At 32.1% G+C, this 18,428-nt stretch carries 15 protein-coding genes and 2 pseudogenes; 13 read left to right on the top strand and 4 right to left on the bottom strand.

Going from position 1 to position 18,428, the window contains the following annotated elements; translation table 11 throughout:
* The first annotated feature begins 7 nt into the window (after positions 1 to 7).
* The 4 genes and pseudogenes from CPG45_RS06290 (at position 8) to CPG45_RS06275 (ending at position 4,616) form a co-directional block, all read left to right on the top strand.
* Positions 8 to 358 (top strand): alpha/beta fold hydrolase, encoded by a 351-nt coding sequence (locus CPG45_RS06290; protein ID WP_096231125.1) that lies wholly within the window; start codon positions 8 to 10, stop codon positions 356 to 358.
* Positions 359 to 376: 18 nt separating this feature from the next.
* A pseudogene (locus CPG45_RS06285) lies at positions 377 to 574 on the top strand (Rpn/YhgA-type helix-turn-helix domain-containing protein); the annotation flags it as partial.
* 314 nt (positions 575 to 888) lie between these two features.
* Positions 889 to 1,857, top strand: a complete 969-nt coding sequence (locus tag CPG45_RS06280; RefSeq protein WP_096233508.1) for a phosphodiester glycosidase family protein — start codon at positions 889 to 891, stop codon at positions 1,855 to 1,857.
* A 476-nt stretch (positions 1,858 to 2,333) separates the two neighbouring features.
* Entirely contained in the window at positions 2,334 to 4,616 is a 2,283-nt protein-coding gene (locus tag CPG45_RS06275; RefSeq protein WP_231969033.1) for a penicillin-binding protein 2, read from the top strand.
* A 52-nt stretch (positions 4,617 to 4,668) separates the two neighbouring features.
* On the opposite strand, the gene CPG45_RS06270 is transcribed toward CPG45_RS06275, so the two are convergent.
* A complete protein-coding gene (locus tag CPG45_RS06270) occupies positions 4,669 to 5,052 on the bottom strand; it encodes an SH3 domain-containing protein (RefSeq protein WP_096231123.1) in 384 nt (127 codons plus the stop codon).
* 456 nt (positions 5,053 to 5,508) lie between these two features.
* Here CPG45_RS06270 and CPG45_RS17415 point away from each other — a divergent pair.
* Positions 5,509 to 5,681: pseudogene (locus CPG45_RS17415) on the top strand (DUF4351 domain-containing protein); the annotation flags it as partial.
* A 59-nt stretch (positions 5,682 to 5,740) separates the two neighbouring features.
* Here CPG45_RS17415 and ytaF read toward each other — a convergent pair.
* On the bottom strand, positions 5,741 to 6,358 hold the full coding sequence (gene ytaF / locus CPG45_RS06260; protein WP_096231122.1) for a sporulation membrane protein YtaF: 618 nt from the start codon (positions 6,356 to 6,358) through the stop codon (positions 5,741 to 5,743).
* Between the two features lie 201 nt (positions 6,359 to 6,559).
* Here ytaF and CPG45_RS06255 point away from each other — a divergent pair, with 201 nt between their 5' ends.
* Both CPG45_RS06255 and CPG45_RS06250 read left to right on the top strand, forming a co-directional pair.
* A complete protein-coding gene (locus CPG45_RS06255; protein ID WP_096231121.1) occupies positions 6,560 to 8,230 on the top strand; it encodes a fibronectin type III domain-containing protein in 1,671 nt (556 codons plus the stop codon).
* Between the two features lie 132 nt (positions 8,231 to 8,362).
* On the top strand, positions 8,363 to 9,805 hold the full coding sequence (locus tag CPG45_RS06250; protein WP_096231120.1) for a M1 family metallopeptidase: 1,443 nt from the start codon (positions 8,363 to 8,365) through the stop codon (positions 9,803 to 9,805).
* On the opposite strand, the gene CPG45_RS06245 is transcribed toward CPG45_RS06250, so the two are convergent.
* Positions 9,802 to 10,743 (bottom strand): ATP-binding protein, encoded by a 942-nt coding sequence (locus tag CPG45_RS06245; protein WP_350354080.1) that lies wholly within the window; start codon positions 10,741 to 10,743, stop codon positions 9,802 to 9,804. The genes CPG45_RS06250 and CPG45_RS06245 overlap by 4 nt on opposite strands.
* Positions 10,744 to 10,774: 31 nt before the next feature.
* A complete protein-coding gene (locus CPG45_RS06240; protein ID WP_096231118.1) occupies positions 10,775 to 11,746 on the bottom strand; it encodes a DnaD domain protein in 972 nt (323 codons plus the stop codon).
* Between the two features lie 201 nt (positions 11,747 to 11,947).
* On the opposite strand from CPG45_RS06240, the gene CPG45_RS06235 reads away from it, so the two are divergent.
* The 6 genes from CPG45_RS06235 (at position 11,948) to yycH (ending at position 18,422) form a co-directional block, all read left to right on the top strand.
* Complete coding sequence (locus tag CPG45_RS06235) at positions 11,948 to 13,234, top strand: M23 family metallopeptidase (RefSeq protein ID WP_096231117.1); 1,287 nt, start codon at positions 11,948 to 11,950, stop codon at positions 13,232 to 13,234.
* 152 nt (positions 13,235 to 13,386) lie between these two features.
* The gene (locus CPG45_RS06230; protein WP_096231116.1) at positions 13,387 to 14,199 is read left to right on the top strand and encodes a peptidase MA family metallohydrolase; all 813 of its coding nucleotides are present in this window, start codon (positions 13,387 to 13,389) and stop codon (positions 14,197 to 14,199) included.
* Between the two features lie 5 nt (positions 14,200 to 14,204).
* A complete protein-coding gene (locus tag CPG45_RS06225) occupies positions 14,205 to 14,900 on the top strand; it encodes a response regulator (RefSeq protein WP_096231115.1) in 696 nt (231 codons plus the stop codon).
* Positions 14,890 to 16,587 carry an ATP-binding protein gene (locus CPG45_RS06220; protein WP_096231114.1) on the top strand — a complete coding sequence of 566 codons (1,698 nt, stop codon included), beginning with the start codon at positions 14,890 to 14,892 and terminating at the stop codon, positions 16,585 to 16,587. Before CPG45_RS06225 ends, CPG45_RS06220 begins: the two co-directional genes overlap by 11 nt.
* 171 nt (positions 16,588 to 16,758) lie before the next feature.
* Positions 16,759 to 17,157 carry a hypothetical protein gene (locus CPG45_RS06215; RefSeq protein WP_096231113.1) on the top strand — a complete coding sequence of 133 codons (399 nt, stop codon included), beginning with the start codon at positions 16,759 to 16,761 and terminating at the stop codon, positions 17,155 to 17,157.
* Between the two features lie 14 nt (positions 17,158 to 17,171).
* Positions 17,172 to 18,422 carry a two-component system activity regulator YycH gene (yycH, locus tag CPG45_RS06210; protein ID WP_096231112.1) on the top strand — a complete coding sequence of 417 codons (1,251 nt, stop codon included), beginning with the start codon at positions 17,172 to 17,174 and terminating at the stop codon, positions 18,420 to 18,422.
* Positions 18,423 to 18,428 lie beyond the last annotated feature (6 nt).

The following is an 18,428-nucleotide window of genomic DNA, read 5'->3' as shown; positions in this document are numbered from 1 at the left end:
AGAAAAAATGAAGAAAAAGCAATTAATGGTATTTCCATTTGCGGGAGGAAATGCAAATTATTATAAAAATTATTTTGATGATATTAAACAGTTTTTTGATGTTTTGTGCATAGAAGCAAGAGGTCATGGTAGCAGATCAAGAGGAGGTTTGCTGTATGAGTTTACAGAATATTCAAATGATTGCTTTTCACAGGTGTATTCTAAGATTTATGCAGACGAAATAGTATTGTTTGGACATAGTATGGGTGGTTATACCACATTTGATATCGCATTGAAAATGGTAATGTTTCTTCCAGAGATTAAAACCAATCTATTTATTTCAGGAATCAATCCACCCCAAGTTATTATTAATAATTAATAAATTTTATTTTTATTTATTGAAAAAGCTTTTATGGATGTGGTAAGAATGTTTAGAATTGAAGGATCGGAAACATATAAGATGATAATTGAAAAAGGAAAGAAGGAAAAAAGTATAAAGATTGCAAACAAACTATTAGAAGAAGGCATGGATATTGATAAGATAGCGAAGATTACAGAATTAATGAAGGAAGAAATAAAAAAATTGATAAATTAAAAAATAAGTAATGAGCATAACAATTTGTAAAAATCAAATGTTATGCCCGTTTTTCATTATATCTTCGTGAGTGAGAAATATTTTGTTTATTTGAAGTAATACCATACTCTTTCTAGTAATTTTCCATTATATGTATTTGAAAAATGTCAATCTGAAAGTGAAATAAAGCGTTTTATTGAAGATAATAATTAATATTGTTTTATTGAGAAGCATTATTGCGTGCTGTTTTGTAATCATGTATGTAAGCTAAAATTTAAAGTAAAAATGAGCCTCTTGTTGTATGAACGAAATAAAAGGGATGAGAATTATTGATTATGAGGATTTTGGCAAAAAAGGCAATTGTATATTTAGTTTTTGAATTCATATTAGCAATTATTGTTATTCCTGCGCTGATATTTTATGGACCATTCGCAAATATAAGAAATACTTTAGTTACATCTGCAATGACAACTTTTAGTCATAAATATATAGTAACATTATTCTTGCCCCAGAGTAAGATAGATGAAATTATGAAAAATTCGAATAATATTGCTACAGGAAGTAGCGATAAAAATATATTAAATTTCAAAAACATTCATAATAACACAATTGAAGTATATGACATATCAAGCAATAGATTTAAAGGTAAAGTAATATTAATACATGATCCAACAAGAATACAAGTTGGCATATCAAGTAAACTGCCTAAAGAAGGTGAGACAGTAAGTACGATTGCAAAAGATAACAACGCTGTAGCTGCTATTAATGCAGGCGGCTTTATCGGGTTTGTAAATGGAGCATGGACAGGCAGTGGTGGAACACCAGGTGGTATCATTATTCACAATGGGAAGATTTTATATAATAATGCATATAGCACAGATGGTAAAATAGATCTTGTAGGCTTTACCAATGATGGTAAACTGCTTGTTGGTAAATACACTTTAGATGAGCTAAAAAACGTTGCAATAAAAGAGGCTGTTAGTTTTAGACCTGCACTTATTATTAATGGAGAACCTATGATAAAAAAAGGTGATGGCGGGTGGGGTTCAACATCAAGAACAGCTATAGGACAGAGAAAAGATGGTACAGTAATATTCTTAGTTATTGATGGAACGTTTATTAGAGGTTTAACTGGTGCAACTTTAAAAGATGTTCAGAATATAATGCTAGATTATGGGGCAGTTAATGCCGCAAACCTTGATGGTGGTTCTTCAACAACACTTTATTATAAAGGAAAAGTAATAAATAATCCAATAAATCCTCTTGGTGAGAGAATGGTTCCAACAATCTTTTATGCAAAATAATATAAAAAATATTATATGATGAAGGGTATATTATAATAAATTTTTATCGTTAAAATTAAATTGTAATAATTCTTGCCATTATTTGTAGTATAGAATATAATATACATTGTGTAGTTGTAAAGTTTTAAAAAATATTATAAGAATATATTATTTTATTCTTATGTTTTTATATTAAATACAAATTAGGTATAGATTATTGCTAATATTTTTACGATTACATTGTAATTTTTATGTGAATAATAATATTATGTTTTAGTAAATTAAAGAAATTTATTTCAATGCTTAGGCGTATTAAAATATTAATAAAGTTGTTCTCTACAATGAGTTTATTAAATACGAATTAAGGTGATATATACTTCTTTTATTATTAAAATTTTGGAAGACTTATCTTTTAAGAATCTGATGAATCAACTATTCACAATTTCAATTATTAACAATAATGAACTTAAACATGTGCAAGTGTAATTGGTTTAATTTTGGAGGTGAATATTTTGGATGATGATACAAAAACAAGATTTCGCATTTTTGGATGGGCAATAGCCATAATGCTGATTTCTCTTATTGGTAGACTAGTATACTTGCAGCTTATAAAAGGGGATTACTATAAAGAGCAATCTCTGGGAAACACTATAAGATCCATTACGATTACAGCTCCTAGAGGTGATATAGTAGACAGAAATGGTGTAAAGCTTGCGACGAATAGGCCAAGCTATTCCATCGAATTGCTGCGAAGCGATGCAAAGAATGTCAATTTGAATGATGTCATATTAAGATTGTTAAATACCCTTAATAACAACGGAATTAAGTATAAAGATGATTTGCCTATATTTTTAGACAGCAACAATAAACCGTACTTCAATTTTCAGAATCCAGATGAGAACAATGTCGATCAATCAGTGTTAAATCAGAGAGAAAAACAGTGGAAGAAAAACAATAATATTCCACAAAATGCCACCGCCAGTGAAGCGTGGGAAATATTGATAAACAAATTTAAAATCTCAAAAAAATTAGCTCCTCAAGAAATAAGAGGCGTAATGGCAATTCAACAATTGATGCTTGAACAAGGATATTCCCAGTACAAGCCTGTTGAAATAGCGACAGATGCGAATCAGCAGACAGTTGCTCAGATAGAAGAAAATCATTTAGATCTGCCAGGTGTGATAATTGATGTCAAACCAATAAGGCTTTACCCATTTAAGACGCTACTGTCACAGACATTAGGATATATTGGACGTATGACTCAAGAAGAGTGGAAAAAGTACAGCAAGGAAGGTTATCAAATATCTGATCTAGTGGGACACTACGGTCTAGAAAGCTACCTTGAAAAATATTTAAGAGGAACTGATGGAAAGCAGCAAGTTGAAGTAGATAACTATGGAAGACTAATAAAAAAACTAGATGAAGTAAAGCCAAAACCAGGGGGCACTGTATATTTAACTATAGATGGAAAACTGCAGCAAGTAGCAGAGGAATCTCTTCAAAGGACTATGGAAAACATTCGAAAGACTAAGAAAGGTCCTCATGGGGAATACTTGCCGGCAAACATTGGCGCTGTTGTTGTCACTGATATAAATACCGGCGAAATATTAGCGCTTGCAAGTGTTCCTGGTTATGATCCAAATATATTTGCTTCAGGCAATCCCTCAAACATCATCGTAAATGAGCTATTTAGATCAAGAAATGCAACGATTGATCCAAGCCCAATCTTCAATTATGTAACACAAGGTGCTGCACCACCTGGTTCTACATTTAAGATGGTAACTGCATTGGCAGCTTTAGAATCTGGAGTCACGACAATAAATGAGAGATATGTAGACCCTGGAATATATGCTCCTACAGGACAGGAAAACTGGCTGTATGGAGAATATGGAATGACGCAGGGTGCTGTAAATGTGTCGGATGCAATACAATACTCAACGGATACCTACTTTTACGAGATGGGAAGAAGAATGGGTATTGACAAAATATATGAATACGCCCATATGTTAGGTCTTGATCAAAAGACAGGAATAGAGTTATATGAGACAACAGGAACAATATCCAGCAAGCAGTTCAAGAGAAACTATAATTTGTCAATACTAAAGTCCATGGTCAAGTCTGAATCAAATCCAGAAGGCAAAATAACTCAAGAACAGTATGATAAAATAGTCGGCTTGATTGATAAAGGTAATTTTAGCGACTATTCTACGTTTTTGGAGCTAAAAAAGATGGGTATAACCGATTCAAAGCTGCAGATGACCATATGGCAGTTGATGGATGCGACTAAATGGACTTTAGTAGATACGACGAATACATCTATAGGACAGGGAAGTAATCAATTTACGCCGATAGAAATTGCAAGTTATTTATCGACGCTATTAAACGGTGGAACAAGATATAGATTGCATTTGGTGGATAAGGTAGTTTCGCCTGACGGTAAAATAGTTGAAGAAAAGAAGCCAGAAGTGTTAGATAAGATCAGCATACCACAGGAGTATCTTGATGCTATAAAGTTAGGTATGAAGCGCGTTACAGAAGAAAACGGTACTGCAAGTGCTGCATTTACCAATTATCCAATACCTGTTGGTGGTAAGACCGGTACTGCTGAAGTAGGATCCCATGGCACAAAAGTTATGCAGAATTATGCATGGTATGTGGGCTTTGCGCCGTATGATAAGCCTCAGATTTTAGTTACAGCATTGATATATCAAGGTGGTTCTGGTGCATATACTGCATATGTTGCAAGAGATATAATGGATGCGTATTTTAAACTAAATTAAAATTGTATAATATATTTTATAAAAAAGATAGGATATGGAAATTTACATATGGTTAATCACCTATCATTTCTATATAATCTCCATCTACCCAGCCAGATAGAGACTTGTCCATATTTTCTACAGGATACCACAAAGTTCCGTTATTATCTTCTTCTGCAAAACTGGTGATATCAAGTATAGTATGATATGAATATGCTCCCTTTATAGGATAATTTGTTCCAGGTCCTGTCTTTACATTTAAACCTGATGGAGCAGTAACAATAGCCATACCAAACTGCATAGGCTCTACTATTTCATCTTTGGGATTTGTTATATTTATTTTATTGATATTTTTTGTGTTAGCATTATTAATTGTTTTTCCATAAGCTAATGGCATTACAAATATAGATGTTATTATCAACAGAGAAGCAAATAATAAATTAATCTTTTTTACCATAAATATCAACTCCTCTATAATGTTTTATTTTATTCCATATCTTATTTTTGATGTTATTATATGTCTTCATCTAACATTTGGGAAGTTCCTAAATTCGTTATATTTTTTATTAGTATTTGTGAAAATAGTTCCGTTTTTTGGCACATCAAAATTTTAACAGTTATAAAAATTTTATAATATATTCCCGCCGAGATCTATAATTCCATATTTTTAGTAAAATTTTGTTATCTATTTAATTTTATATACATTTTTTATAAAAATATAGAAAATCCTTTAAAAATTTATAATACTGGATCACACATGAAGGAAAGAAACCATTTGAGGTTGATATAATAAATCCTACGAAGTTTTGAAATATTGTTTTTTGCATTTATTTATTGCAATTTAAGAAATGAAAACAACCTGGCTTTTTGTTTACATATGATATAATAAATATAAGATGAAAAGAAATGGAAGTTGCCTCTGATGGACAAAAATAGAAGAAAAGAAGAAGGGAAAAATATTTAGAAAGATGTGTTGAAGCAATTAAAGACATCCCTGCAGATATAAACAAAAAGAAAGATATAGCATTCAAGGCAGAGATATTGTCAGGTATTGTATATAAAAGAGGAATTATTGAAAAAGCTTTTAAATAACTGTTTAAAGATTTAAAAGAAAATCTTAAAGACAGGGGGATTAATAAGTTCCTTTACATAATTTGTTTTAGACCTATTAATATAAGTAAAATACCCGCAATTATGGTTGCTTTTTTGTTTAGGTTCCATCTATTGAAGAAATCTGTAATATAGTTTCCTATCCAAAGTGCTAAAAAGCTTATTAAGGCTGAAAAAAGTCCGATAAAAAATGAATTAAGGCCTATCATGCCAGCACTAAACCCTCCACCAATATTGTTTATTGAAAGTGCTATACCGAGAAATGTCGCTTCCTTATAATCAATATCCTTAGAATTGTCAACATCTGCTTTTTCGGGTTTTCTAATTATCGCATATATGCTTTTATCTTCTTCACTATTATTTAGTTCTTCATTTGAATTATAGTTCTTTTTGAAATACGGTTCAAGCATTATCCATAATCCTATAGCGGTAAGTAATAACATACTTAATAAGGATGTGATATGTCTACTTAGGAAATTTGATATTATACTACCTGATAAGGCTGCAATAGTAGAAATAATAAAAGTAATGAGAGATATCCATAAATTTTTCATTATAGGAATTTTTATACCTCGTATACTATATGCTATCCTAACACTAATATTATCAAGATTGTTTGCGAGTGCTATAAAAATTGTATATAAGAAATGCATTTTAGGCTTCCCCCTTTGTGATACTTATTACGTACATTGACATTATATGATTGAAAAACAAATATGTGTTGCGTCCATGTTTTTTATATTTAACAATTACATAACATGCTTTTAACAATTTTTACATCTTCGTAACATTGATTTAACAAGAAAGTATTATTATGTACTTGTACATAAAAATTCAAAAGAGGTGTTTTGATTATGAAGAAGTTTTTATCGTTATTAGTTGCATTAGTTATGGCAGTATCTATTTTTGCAGCACCTACGGCTATATTTGCTGATACAAATACTCCAGGTGCGAAAGTTATGCCGGACCATATTACACTTACATGGACACAGGACCCTATGACAACACAAACAATTACATGGAGAACTGATACAACAGTTAATTCAGGAAAGGTTCAGTATGGAAAAGATTCAGCATTAAAAGATGCAAAGACAGTTGATGAAAAAGCACGAAAATTCACATCAGACCTCGGCGATATGAATATTCACTCAGTAACTTTAACAGAATTAGAACCTGGAACAAAATATTATTACAAAGTCGGAGATGGTACAAACTGGAGTGATATACATACTTTCACAACGGAAGCAAAAGATACAAATTCATTTAAGTTTTTAATATTTGGTGATAGCCAGAGCGGAGTTGCAACAGATCCGCAATACGGTCCATGGAAAACAACAATCCAAAATTCATTTAAAGCAAATCCAGATGCAAAATTCTTTGTTAATGTTGGGGACCTAGTTGAAATTGGACAGATGTACGCACATTGGAACAATTGGTTTGATGCAGCAAAAGGTGTAATTGACACAATACCAGAAATGCCAGTGCAAGGTAATCACGAGACATATCAATCGAAAAATTATGATTCAGCTAAACCAAAAGATTTTGTGAATCAATTTGTAGTACCACAAAATGGGCCTGATAGTTTAAAAGGTCAGACATATTCATTTGACTATGGCAATGCACATATAGTAATGCTTGACAGCCAAGAAGATGAGGAAGAGCCTGTTGCAGGTGATATATTAGAAGCACAGAAAGTATGGCTTGATAAAGATTTAAGTAGCACAAATAAGACATGGAAAATAGTTTTCTTCCACAAGACACCATATTACAATAAAGCGACAAGATCAAATGAACAGATAAAAGCAGCATTCCAACCTATATTTGACAAATATCATGTTGACATAGTTTTCAATGGACATGACCACGGTTACTCAAGGACATATCCAATTAATAATGATCAATATGTAAATAGTCCTGCAAAAGGAACAGTGTATGTAGTTACAGGAAGAAGCGGTAATAAATACTATCCAGACCTTTCACAGAAAGTATGGGATGCTTTCTTCTATGACCCGCAAGATCAGCCAAACTACATTGTTGCAGATGTCAATGGGAATACACTTACAATAAAGGCTGTAAAACAGGATGGAACACTTATTGACACATATTCAATAACAAAGAACTCTGATGGAACAGAGACAGATTCACCAAAAACAATTGTACCAACAAAATTCAATGCAACTATGCTGACTATATATGGCAATATGCTTCAACAGCCGATTATACCAGCAAATCCAAAACAGATAAATGGCAAATGGTATGTACCTGCAAGAGCATTTATGCAATACCTTGGCAGCAATGTAGACTGGAACGACAATGGTACAATAAATCTAACATATGGGAAAATAAAAGCAGACATTGCTATAAATAGCACTGCTGCAAAATTAAATGGCAAAGATTTGACAATATCAGATCAAATAGTATTAGATAAAGGTTTAACATGGATATCAGCAGATGATTTAAAGACATTATTTGGTTTCAGCTATAAATATGATTCAAATACAAACATGCTCATGTTCGTAAAATAATTTAATAATTATCCAAAAGGCACTATGTACATCATAGTGCTTTTTGCTTTTCCATATTTATTTAAATTTTGTTCTAATATTTGATTATTTGTACTAATATATAGTGAACAAAAATATGGAGGAGCTGGTGGTATGAGAAGTAAAAAATTTATATGGGCGGTAGTCTTGATTTTTATCATTGCTCTTTTGATCCACTTTGCACCGTTTGGAAAGAGCAACCTTACATCATACACAATGGATTTAAAATATGATGATGCAAATAAGATAATATCGGGTTCAGAAACGATAGATTTTTTAAATACTGATGATGTTCAATTAAGCGAAATATACCTCCATTTATACCCCAACGCTTTTAAAGAAAAGGATAAAGCGCCATTTACAAAGGAAGAGATAGGCTTAGCATATCCTGATGGATTTAAGCCAGGATATATAGAAATAAGCAATGTGTCATTTAATGGCAAAGTGCCAGCTACATACAGCATTGATGAAAATACCGGGCAGGTTATGAAAATACTTCTTCCAAAGAAGCTTAATAAAAATGGCAGAATAAAATTCACTATAAATTTCAAAGTACAACTGTCGCCATCGGCAGGAAGATTCGGCTACGGCAAAAATACTGTTCAGATAGCGAATTTTTACCCGATTGTATCAGTCTATGATAAAAATGGGTGGAACAATGATCCATATTATGCACTTGGGGACCCATTTTATAGTGATGTATCAAATTACAACGTAACACTGACAGTGCCAAAAAACATTGTAGTTGCATCAACAGGATTAATAAAATCAGATAGGCATAAAGGCAATAATGATGTAATGTCAATAAATGCATCAAATGTTAGGGATTTTGCTTTTGTGCTGAGTCCAAAATTCAAAGTGGCTGAAGAAGACGTTGATGGAATAAAAGTAATGTCATATTATTTTGACGAAGACGTAGGTACAAGGGCATTAAAATATGCAAAAGATGCAGTGAAGTTCTATAACAGCTACATCGGTAAATATCCATATAAGCAGTATAGTGTTGTAGAGTCAGACTTCTATATGGGTGGTATGGAATATCCGAATTTAGTTATGATTTCAAAGGATTTGTATTCTAAGAATAATATATTTAATTTGGAATATGTGATTGCACATGAAACGGCACATCAATGGTGGTACGGTGTTGTTGGAAATAATGAAGTGAAGGAGGCCTGGCTTGATGAAGGGCTGACAGAGTACATGACAATAATGTACATTGAAAAATACTATGGCAAAGCGACAGCAGATACAGTCTTTAAATCCATCATTTCAGGAGAATTCAATAAATATATTAAAACAAATAAAGATGATGCAATGGTAAAGACCCTTGGTCAGTTTAAAGATTGGAGAGATTATACGAATATTGTATATAATAAAGGCGCTATGATATTTAGTGAATTAAGGAGCTTAATTGGCGATGAGAAATTTAAAGAAGCTTTAGACAAATACTACAGCGAATATAAATATAAAAATGCCACTACGCAGAACCTTATAGACGTAGTGGATAGTGTAACAGGAAAGGACACAGGAGGATTTTTTGCTGAATGGCTAAACTAAATTATTATCTTTCTTTTTAGCCTTATGTCTTCTCCGTAAAAATTTAACATTTTGAAGTTGCCAAAAATCCTGGAACATAATCTTTCGGGATATATGTTAACTATCTCTGAAAGCGGAAGATTTGTTGATATTATAAATTTTTTATTCAAAAGCAATCTTGTGTTGACAATATTAAAGATCTCCTGGAGGCTGAAAGGTGTTATAGGTTCGGTTCCCAGGTCATCTATTATCAACAAGTCGCAATCCCTTAAAAGCTCTAAATATTCGAAATAGGAATTGCTGTCAGAATTCAATTTGTTGATTCTTAACCCCTCGATTAAATCAGGTGCTGTTCTGTATAAGACTACTTTGCCTTTGTCTAGGAGCTCTTTAGCGATGCAATTAGAGAGGAAAGTCTTGCCGAGGCCAGAATCGCCATAGAAAAAAAGACTTTCCCTTTCTGTATCAAAATTTTTTATAAAGTTTTTAGAACTTTCAACTATATTTTTTATATTTTCCCTTGGCGAAAGCTTGTCGCCTATTGCTTGATCTGAATAATAATAAAAATTAAAATTAGAAAAATTCTCTTTTTTCGTAATATTTTCTATACTTGACTGTCTGTAATAAATATTAATAAGCTTTTGCTCAAAACACCGGCATCTTTTGTTATTTACATATCCTGTATCTTTACAGATATTGCATTCAAATTTCTGTTCAAGATATGTTTCAGGGTAACCATTCGATTTAAGCAAATCGGCTTTTTTCTTTTTCAATATTGAAAGCTTACTTTTAAGCTCATATAAGAGCTTTTTAGATTCTTGCGGTTTTAGAAAAATAGATTTTGAAATTTCCACACCTATACTTTTTATTTCATTATCTATCTTTGATACCTCAGGCAATTTTCTATAAATTTCGTCACGCCTTAAAAGTGCTTCTTTTAATGATCGATCGCGCAACATCTCATATTCCCTTAATACTGCTTGAATTGAGTTATTCACCGATTTCACCTCTCGAATGTGCTAAAAGTCTCTTTTCAAGTTCATCTATATCATATGTCCTTTGCTGATATCCGTTGAAATAATTTTTAGGTACCTTATAGTTTGAAGACGTCTTTTTAGTATACTGCTTCTTTTTAGTCTTATCAAAATCATTAATTTTCCTTATGCCTTCGTTATACCAGTTAATCAATATCTGATTTATGTAAGGAAAGCTTGGCTCATTTATCTTAAGCACACATTCATTGCACGCCTTTATTATGACATCCAAATCGAAACCTAAGTCATCCATCCATCTATCCATCATAGCTTTGTGGGCTTCCATGATATCATCATCATTAAGGCCTAATGCACGAAGGATTTTTTTGTATTTAATCCATTTTTCACTTTCAGCTTTAAGGTATGCCTCAACATCAAGGGCATTTTTGAGTCCGGCATCGTGCCAAGCTATTGCGACCTTTTCCATATATTTTAGTGATGTCTTCTTTTTTGTGGCACAATAACTGATAAGCATTGTTATGAGCTCTAAAGAAAATCCGTATTCATCGACCCATCCTAAATATGTATCCATCTCATTTGGCGATAGGGGTCTACCTATCATCTGCTCTACAGTCTCAAACATCTGCCTTACTTCTGTATCATCAATCGACAATGTATGCTTTTCATCTATTTTGCCAATTAACGGAAGATATTCAATAAAGTACTCATTATCAGAATATTTAAGCCTTATAACACCAGACTTTTCCCAGAATTTTAGCGCTTTATCGATATCTAATTCAGACATAAAGAGCTTTTCAGCCATTTCTTCAATAGAGAAGTTTTGATTGTAGTATGAGTATTTCAACCCCAATAGATATACTTTTACATATTCTCCTGGTGCTTCAAGCATAAAATGATTAATAAAATAATTGCTAACAGGGGTGCTTCCCATATCGTCGAAATCATTAGAAAACTTACATATGCTCATGTACACCACCTCAAAAATAATTATAACATGATGTGTCATAACCTTCAACGTAAAAGAATATAATATAAATTACGACAAATTTTTAAATTTGTTTAGTATAATCTTGTATAAAAATTATAAAAAACACAAATAATATAAAAGCATTTTTGTTAGAAAAAACTTTAAGAAAATAAAACTATGCGCAAATGAAAGGAGAAGATAATGGATAACGAAGGCAAATCAAACCCTTTTAGTCATGGCTTTTTTAAAGCTTTAAAAATGATTAAAAGGTATTACTTATTTGTTGTCGCTTTAGCAATACTATTTGCCATAGCATTAAATTTTAATTACAATGACAAAAGTGCATACTTTTTTGACGATGGAAGTAAAGAAGCCGCTGAGACAAATGATCATTCAACATTCGATTATATAAAGAACATAAATTTGAATCCGTATATAAAAACATTTGAAAATTATGATAAAATAACAAATTATTTGCGCATTGAAAAACCATCGGTCATTACAGTTGACGGTAGATGCGTCGCTACTCTTAAGAATAAAAAAGATGCTTTAGATGCCCTCCAAATGATTTTGGACAAATACAAAAAAGGCTCATCTAAAGCATATTTTAAAAACGATGTAAGAATAGTAGAAAAAGATTTACCAATATTCAATATTGAAACAGTTGATGAAGCAGTAAAAGATTTAGAAAAACCATTAAAAGAACCTACAACATACACTGTAATGAATAAGGACAGCCTATGGTCGATTTCGAGAAAATATAAAATGAAAATAGATGACATATATAAGCTAAATCCTGGTCTTACAGAAAATATAATGCCGGGGCAAGTGATAATATTGTCTAAATCAGAACCTCAATTAACCATTGTAACAGAGAAAAAAATCGTATATATTGACGATATACCGTATGAAACCGTTACGCAAAAGGGCGATACAATGTATATAAACAGTTCTCGAAAGATAAAGAATGGTGAAAAAGGATATAAGCTTGTCACGGCAATTTTAGAATTTTACAACGGAGATGTAGCAAACAAAAAAGTAATCAATGAAGAAGTTATAGAAAAGCCTGTAGACGAGATCGTCGCGGTAGGAAGTAAAGTTCCACCAAGGACAAACGCAACAGGAACATTTGATTATCCAATAAGAGGTTACATCACGTCAAGGTATGGCCAAAGATGGGGAAAGCTCCATGCCGGTATAGATATAGCAGGATCAACGGGCGATCCAATCTATGCCGCTGATGGTGGTACTGTAATATTTTCAGGATGGGAGAGTGGATACGGTTATCTCGTAAAGATAGACCACGGCAATGGGTATGTGACATATTATGGCCACTCAAGTAAATTACTTGTTAATGCAGGTGATAAAGTGTATAAAGGGCAAAAAATTGCCCTTATAGGTTCCACTGGCCATACTACAGGACCACATCTTCACTTCGAGGTTAGAAAAAATGGGGTTCCTGTAAATCCCCTATTATATTTAAAATAGCATTTATGAGCCGAAAGGCTCTTTTTTTATCCTTAAAATTACTTTGCAATAAATAGTTTGATGGGTTATAATGTAATTGTATTACCTCATATATTTAAATATATACATAGGAAGTCAAAGGCTTTTCTTAATAATTTGTGAGGTGATACAAAATGAGAAATAGAAATATTGTAATAGTTATTTTTGCTTTGTTTATTTTGTCATTTATATTAAACGGCAGTCTCTTGTCAAAAGCATATCCTGTTTATAAAATTGTAGGAAGGGATAAGATTGAAAACAGCATTAAGGACTATAAAACAGCTGAAAGCAAGCATTTTATAATAAGATACACAGAAGCTGATAAAAAATATGTAGGACTTATTATTAATACTGCTGAAAAACATTATTATGATATATCAAAGGATTTGGGATACATGCCCAAAAACAAATCCACCATCATTGTGTACAAAAATCCTGATGAGATGAACAAAGATTTTTCATTGGCAAAAGGTGAAAATGCTATGGGGATATACTTAAACGGTGTGATAAGCATTGAATCACCGTCTATATGGATAACCCCTGACCAAGATTTAAATCGAGTATTCCAAAATGAGGGCCCAGTTGTTCATGAATTTACACATCTTATTGTTGACGATATTGCAAAGGGGAATTATCCAGTATGGTTTACAGAAGGCATTGCACTGCTGGAAGAATACAGGCAAGATGGTTATGAATGGGGCAAAGATTTAACCTATAGCGGTAGACCTTACACATATGAGGAACTTAAAGATGATTTTAATTCTCTTGATGAAATGTTAGCATATAAAAGAGCCTTTCAAGTGACGAAGGCGATTAGCGATAAATATGGTATGGAAACTATAAGGGAAATGCTTAAAGACCTTGGAAGTGGCATGAATATAGAAGATAGTTTTTATAAAGAAACAGATACGAAGCTAGATATTTTTGTCAACAATGTTAAGGAGTGAGGAAATTGAGTAACAGGATACTAATAATAGATGATGAGAAACCAATCGTAGAAATATTAAAATACAACCTAGAGAAAAATGGATTTATAACATTTGAAGCATATGATGGGGAGGAGGGTCTAAAATATGCACAGGAAAAAAATCCTGACCTTATCCTCCTCGATGTTATGCTACCTAAGATGGACGGATTTACGGTCTTACGAATTATAAGGCAGACTATGACAACGCCAATTTTGATGCTGACGGCGAAAGAAGAAGAGGTTGATAAAGTATTAGGCCTTGAGCTTGGTGCAGATGACTATATAACAAAACCCTTTTCTATGAGGGAATTGATAGCCAGAGTAAAGGCAAATCTTAGAAGAAGCAGCTTAAATGGCGACAGCATGTCAAATATGATCCATATAAACAACCTAAATATTGACTTATCAAAATACAAAGTTGATAAAGATGGAAAACCTATTGAACTTACATCAAGGGAATTTGACCTTTTAAAATTTCTCGTTACAAATAAAGGTTTAATATTTTCGAGGGAAATGCTTTTGGAAAAAGTATGGGGATATGAATATTTTGGTGATGTAAGAACAGTTGATGTTACTGTTAGGCGATTGAGAGAAAAAATAGAAGATGACCCTGCAAACCCAAAATATATTCACACTAAAAGAGGGGTTGGTTACTATTTTAGCGAAGAAAGTGAATTATAAAAGCATACAGTGGAAAATTATTCTTATATATGGACTTTTAATCCTTGTTGCAATGGAGATCATTTGGGTATACCTTTTCAAATCCTTAGAGAACTACCACATGAAAAATTTTGATAACTACATAGAAGCACAAGCAACCGGAATAGCATTTACATTAAAAGATAATATAAACTCAGAAAATAGTCTAAATAATATTATAAATATGTATCTTGGACCAAATTCAAACATAAAATACGTATATATTCTCGACAAAAGCGGTAATATACTTGCTAGTTCAACGGGTGAGAAGGGTAAAATGTTAACCCCTGCAGTAATAAAAGCACTTTCTGGTGACGAAAGCATCGAAACAGTTAACGACAACAATTCCAATGGCAAAATCAGGAGTGTCGCAACACCTGTTACAGATAGCGATGGAAAGATATCAGGTGTTGTTTACATAAGTGGATCTCTAAAAGGAATATATGATACACTTTCAGATGTCAATTTTATTCTTTTAGGTGCAACATTTATTGCTGTTATTATTACTGTAATCCTCGGATATATTTTAGCCAAGACTATAACAGATCCAATTAAAGAAGTTACAAAATACGCTCATGAAATGGCAGAGGGAAACTTCGATGTCCACATTAATATTAAATCCAATGATGAAATAGGCGAACTTGGAAACATGTTTAATCTTATGTCTAGAAGGCTTAAAACAACATTAAATGAAATGGAAAATGAAAAGAGCAAAGTCGAAGCTATAATAAGCTATATGACAGATGGTGTAATTGCTACAAATGATTCAAACCGCATAATACTATTCAATAAGGCAGCGGAAAAGATGATTGGCGAAAAATTGTCTATAAATGAGCCTATAGAGAAAATTGCACAGGGGCAGATAACAAATAGCGGAACTCTGATATACTGCAATGGTAGGATTTTAAAGTCATTTGCCACCCCCATAAAGGTAGACAAAAATATAGATGGAAATGTTTTTGTACTGCATGATATAACAGAGCAGCAGACCCTTGACAATATGAGAAAGGAATTTGTTGCGAATGTGTCACATGAATTGAGAACACCACTAACAACGATAAAGAGTTATACGGAGACACTTATAAATGACGATGTCGATGAAAAGTATAAATATAGGTTTCTCGATATAATTGACAAAGAAGTAGACAGGATGGCAAGGCTTGTAAAAGACCTGCTTTTCCTATCTAAAATGGATTCAAATGGAAAATTGAATTTAGAAGAAGTTAATCTTAATGAATTTATTGAAGATACTTTATCAAAATTAAGGATTGAAGCATGTAAGAAGAGCCAAACATTAACATTTTGCCTTGACGAGGAAAAAAGGAATGTCAAAATTGACAAAGATAAAATGGAGCAGGTTTTAATTAATATTGTAACAAATGCCATAAAGTATACAAATGAAGGTGGATATATAAGGGTTTTTACAAAATATGATGAGGATTTTGCATATATATCTGTTTCGGATAATGGTATTGGTATACCCAAAAAGGACCTTCCGAGGATTTTCGAAAGGTTTTATAGAGTTGACAAAGGTAGATCAAGAGAGCTTGGTGGGACAGGCCTTGGACTTGCAATTGCGAAGGAAATAGTCTCAGCACATAAAGGTGAGATAAAAATAGAAAGTGAGGTCGATAATGGTACAGTTGTAACAGTAAAACTTAAATACTAATAAATTCGTAATTATATTTTAATATTACTGTAACATTTCTGTAATAATAATATTCTATAATTTAACCATAATAACATATATGAACAATAGTATGGGGAATGTTATAGAAGACGCCATAAAAAATAGTTGGTTGTACTTTTATACAAATCAAAAGGCGAGGAGTGGGTACCTTTGAAAAAGGTTATAATCCTTAGTGTGGCCGTAATGTTATTTATGTCATTTTTCATGACATATGGCTTTGCAGCAGGCGACTTAATCACAGTGAAATCAAATATTAACAACGTAAGAACAAACAATAAATATTTTGTGATTTCTGGCAAGGGACAACCAGATACATATGTTGAGCTGATATTAAATGATAATTTGAATGATAAATGGGTTATCGGGGATTCAGGTTTATTCGCAAAATTAATTACATTAGTACTTGGTGATAACTATGTTACCTTAAAGGCTATGAAAGATGGTGAAGAGCAGATTGTAAAAGGACATATTATATTGCAGTATAAGGATGGTATTATACAGATAACGGTAAATACACTGGAAGATTTCTTTAATCTGCTTTTTAAGTAAGGCATGGTGTGTTTATGAAAGAGCGTATTAAAACATTTGCCTTAGTATTTCTTGTTTTAACGAGTTTTTATTTAAGCTATACATTGTGGACATCCTTTCCACAAAAAAGTGCTTTTATGACTAAGTCCACACTTTCGAGTGTGGATCTTTTTAATTTAATAAGGCCTTCATCGATAATAATTGACTCCGGCGGTACATATAAATACATCACATCAAAGGATGATACAACGACAATATGGACAAATGTCGTAAAATTAATAAAAGAAAATTTAGAATCTGGGAATCGAATCGATTTGAACGATGCAAAATATACAAATACAAGCCAAAACGCTATACATATCATAATGGGTGGAGGAATATCAAAGGACATATTTGTTAATGCGCTACATATCGATGATGAATCTTCATTAAAAAGGATTGATTCTGATACATATATCAAAGAGATAATAATCACTATTGGAAAAAATGCCGGACTTATATTTACGGATCATAATAAATACTTTAGGATAGCCTTAAAAGATCCACAGTACTTTAAAGGTTTAATAGATAAGGAGTTTAAGAATTCAATAGATTATAAAAAAAGTACTGCAGGCGATGTATATTATCCTGATATGTCAGCAACTAAGCATCTCATAATAAAGAAATACATAAATAAAGACGTAACATATGATAATTTGTACAGGAGCATTACAGAAAAAATTTTTGTCAACATATCTATTGTAAGAGAGATAAGAGAAAATAACGGCGCATACATATATACAGATGGTATAAAAGGTTTGAGGATTTATAAAAATAATCGTATCGAATATTACGATACAACATTATCTAAATTGGACCTTGATAGATTAGAGTCTTTAAATAAAGCATTATCATTTATAAAAGATGTAGGTGTACGTTTAGATAGAATATATCTTGCAGAAATGAAAGAAAATGGTCCGGAATATAATTTTTCATTTAATTATCTTGGAGATTATCCTGCGTATTTAGTAAAAGATGGTAAAGAAATACAACCGATAAATATAACAATTTTAAATGGAACTATAAAGTCGGCAACCGTAAATTACATAGATATGTATTATGCAGGAAATTATCAGATAGCAGCATACGACCCGAATAAAGCTATAAATTTGCATAAGATAAGTGATGTGCGTTCAATAAGACTTATATACATATTTGACGATGCTACGTTAACACCCGCTTGGGAAGTTAGATGTAAAGACAAAGACTATTTTATAAATGCTATAGAAGGGAAATTAATTAGTTGATGGTGT

Source organism: Thermoanaerobacterium sp. RBIITD (assembly GCF_900205865.1).
Lineage (GTDB): Bacteria > Bacillota > Thermoanaerobacteria > Thermoanaerobacterales > Thermoanaerobacteraceae > Thermoanaerobacterium.
The sequence above is the reverse complement of the archived record's forward strand: the minus strand, read 5'-3'. Positions and strand labels throughout refer to the sequence as shown.

Excerpts from the sequence above, each read along its gene's own strand:
- CPG45_RS06290 (WP_096231125.1), top strand. The coding sequence starts at position 8 with ATGAAGAAAAAGCAATTAATGGTATTTCCATTTGCGGGAGGAAATGCA.
- CPG45_RS06280 (WP_096233508.1), top strand. The coding sequence starts at position 889 with ATGAGGATTTTGGCAAAAAAGGCAATTGTATATTTAGTTTTTGAATTC.
- CPG45_RS06270 (WP_096231123.1), bottom strand. The coding sequence starts at position 5,052 with ATGGTAAAAAAGATTAATTTATTATTTGCTTCTCTGTTGATAATAACA.
- ytaF (WP_096231122.1), bottom strand. The coding sequence starts at position 6,358 with ATGCATTTCTTATATACAATTTTTATAGCACTCGCAAACAATCTTGAT.
- CPG45_RS06255 (WP_096231121.1), top strand. The coding sequence starts at position 6,560 with ATGAAGAAGTTTTTATCGTTATTAGTTGCATTAGTTATGGCAGTATCT.
- CPG45_RS06250 (WP_096231120.1), top strand. The coding sequence starts at position 8,363 with ATGAGAAGTAAAAAATTTATATGGGCGGTAGTCTTGATTTTTATCATT.
- CPG45_RS06245 (WP_350354080.1), bottom strand. The coding sequence starts at position 10,743 with ATGTTGCGCGATCGATCATTAAAAGAAGCACTTTTAAGGCGTGACGAA.
- CPG45_RS06240 (WP_096231118.1), bottom strand. The coding sequence starts at position 11,746 with ATGAGCATATGTAAGTTTTCTAATGATTTCGACGATATGGGAAGCACC.
- CPG45_RS06235 (WP_096231117.1), top strand. The coding sequence starts at position 11,948 with ATGGATAACGAAGGCAAATCAAACCCTTTTAGTCATGGCTTTTTTAAA.
- CPG45_RS06230 (WP_096231116.1), top strand. The coding sequence starts at position 13,387 with ATGAGAAATAGAAATATTGTAATAGTTATTTTTGCTTTGTTTATTTTG.
- yycH (WP_096231112.1), top strand. The coding sequence starts at position 17,172 with ATGAAAGAGCGTATTAAAACATTTGCCTTAGTATTTCTTGTTTTAACG.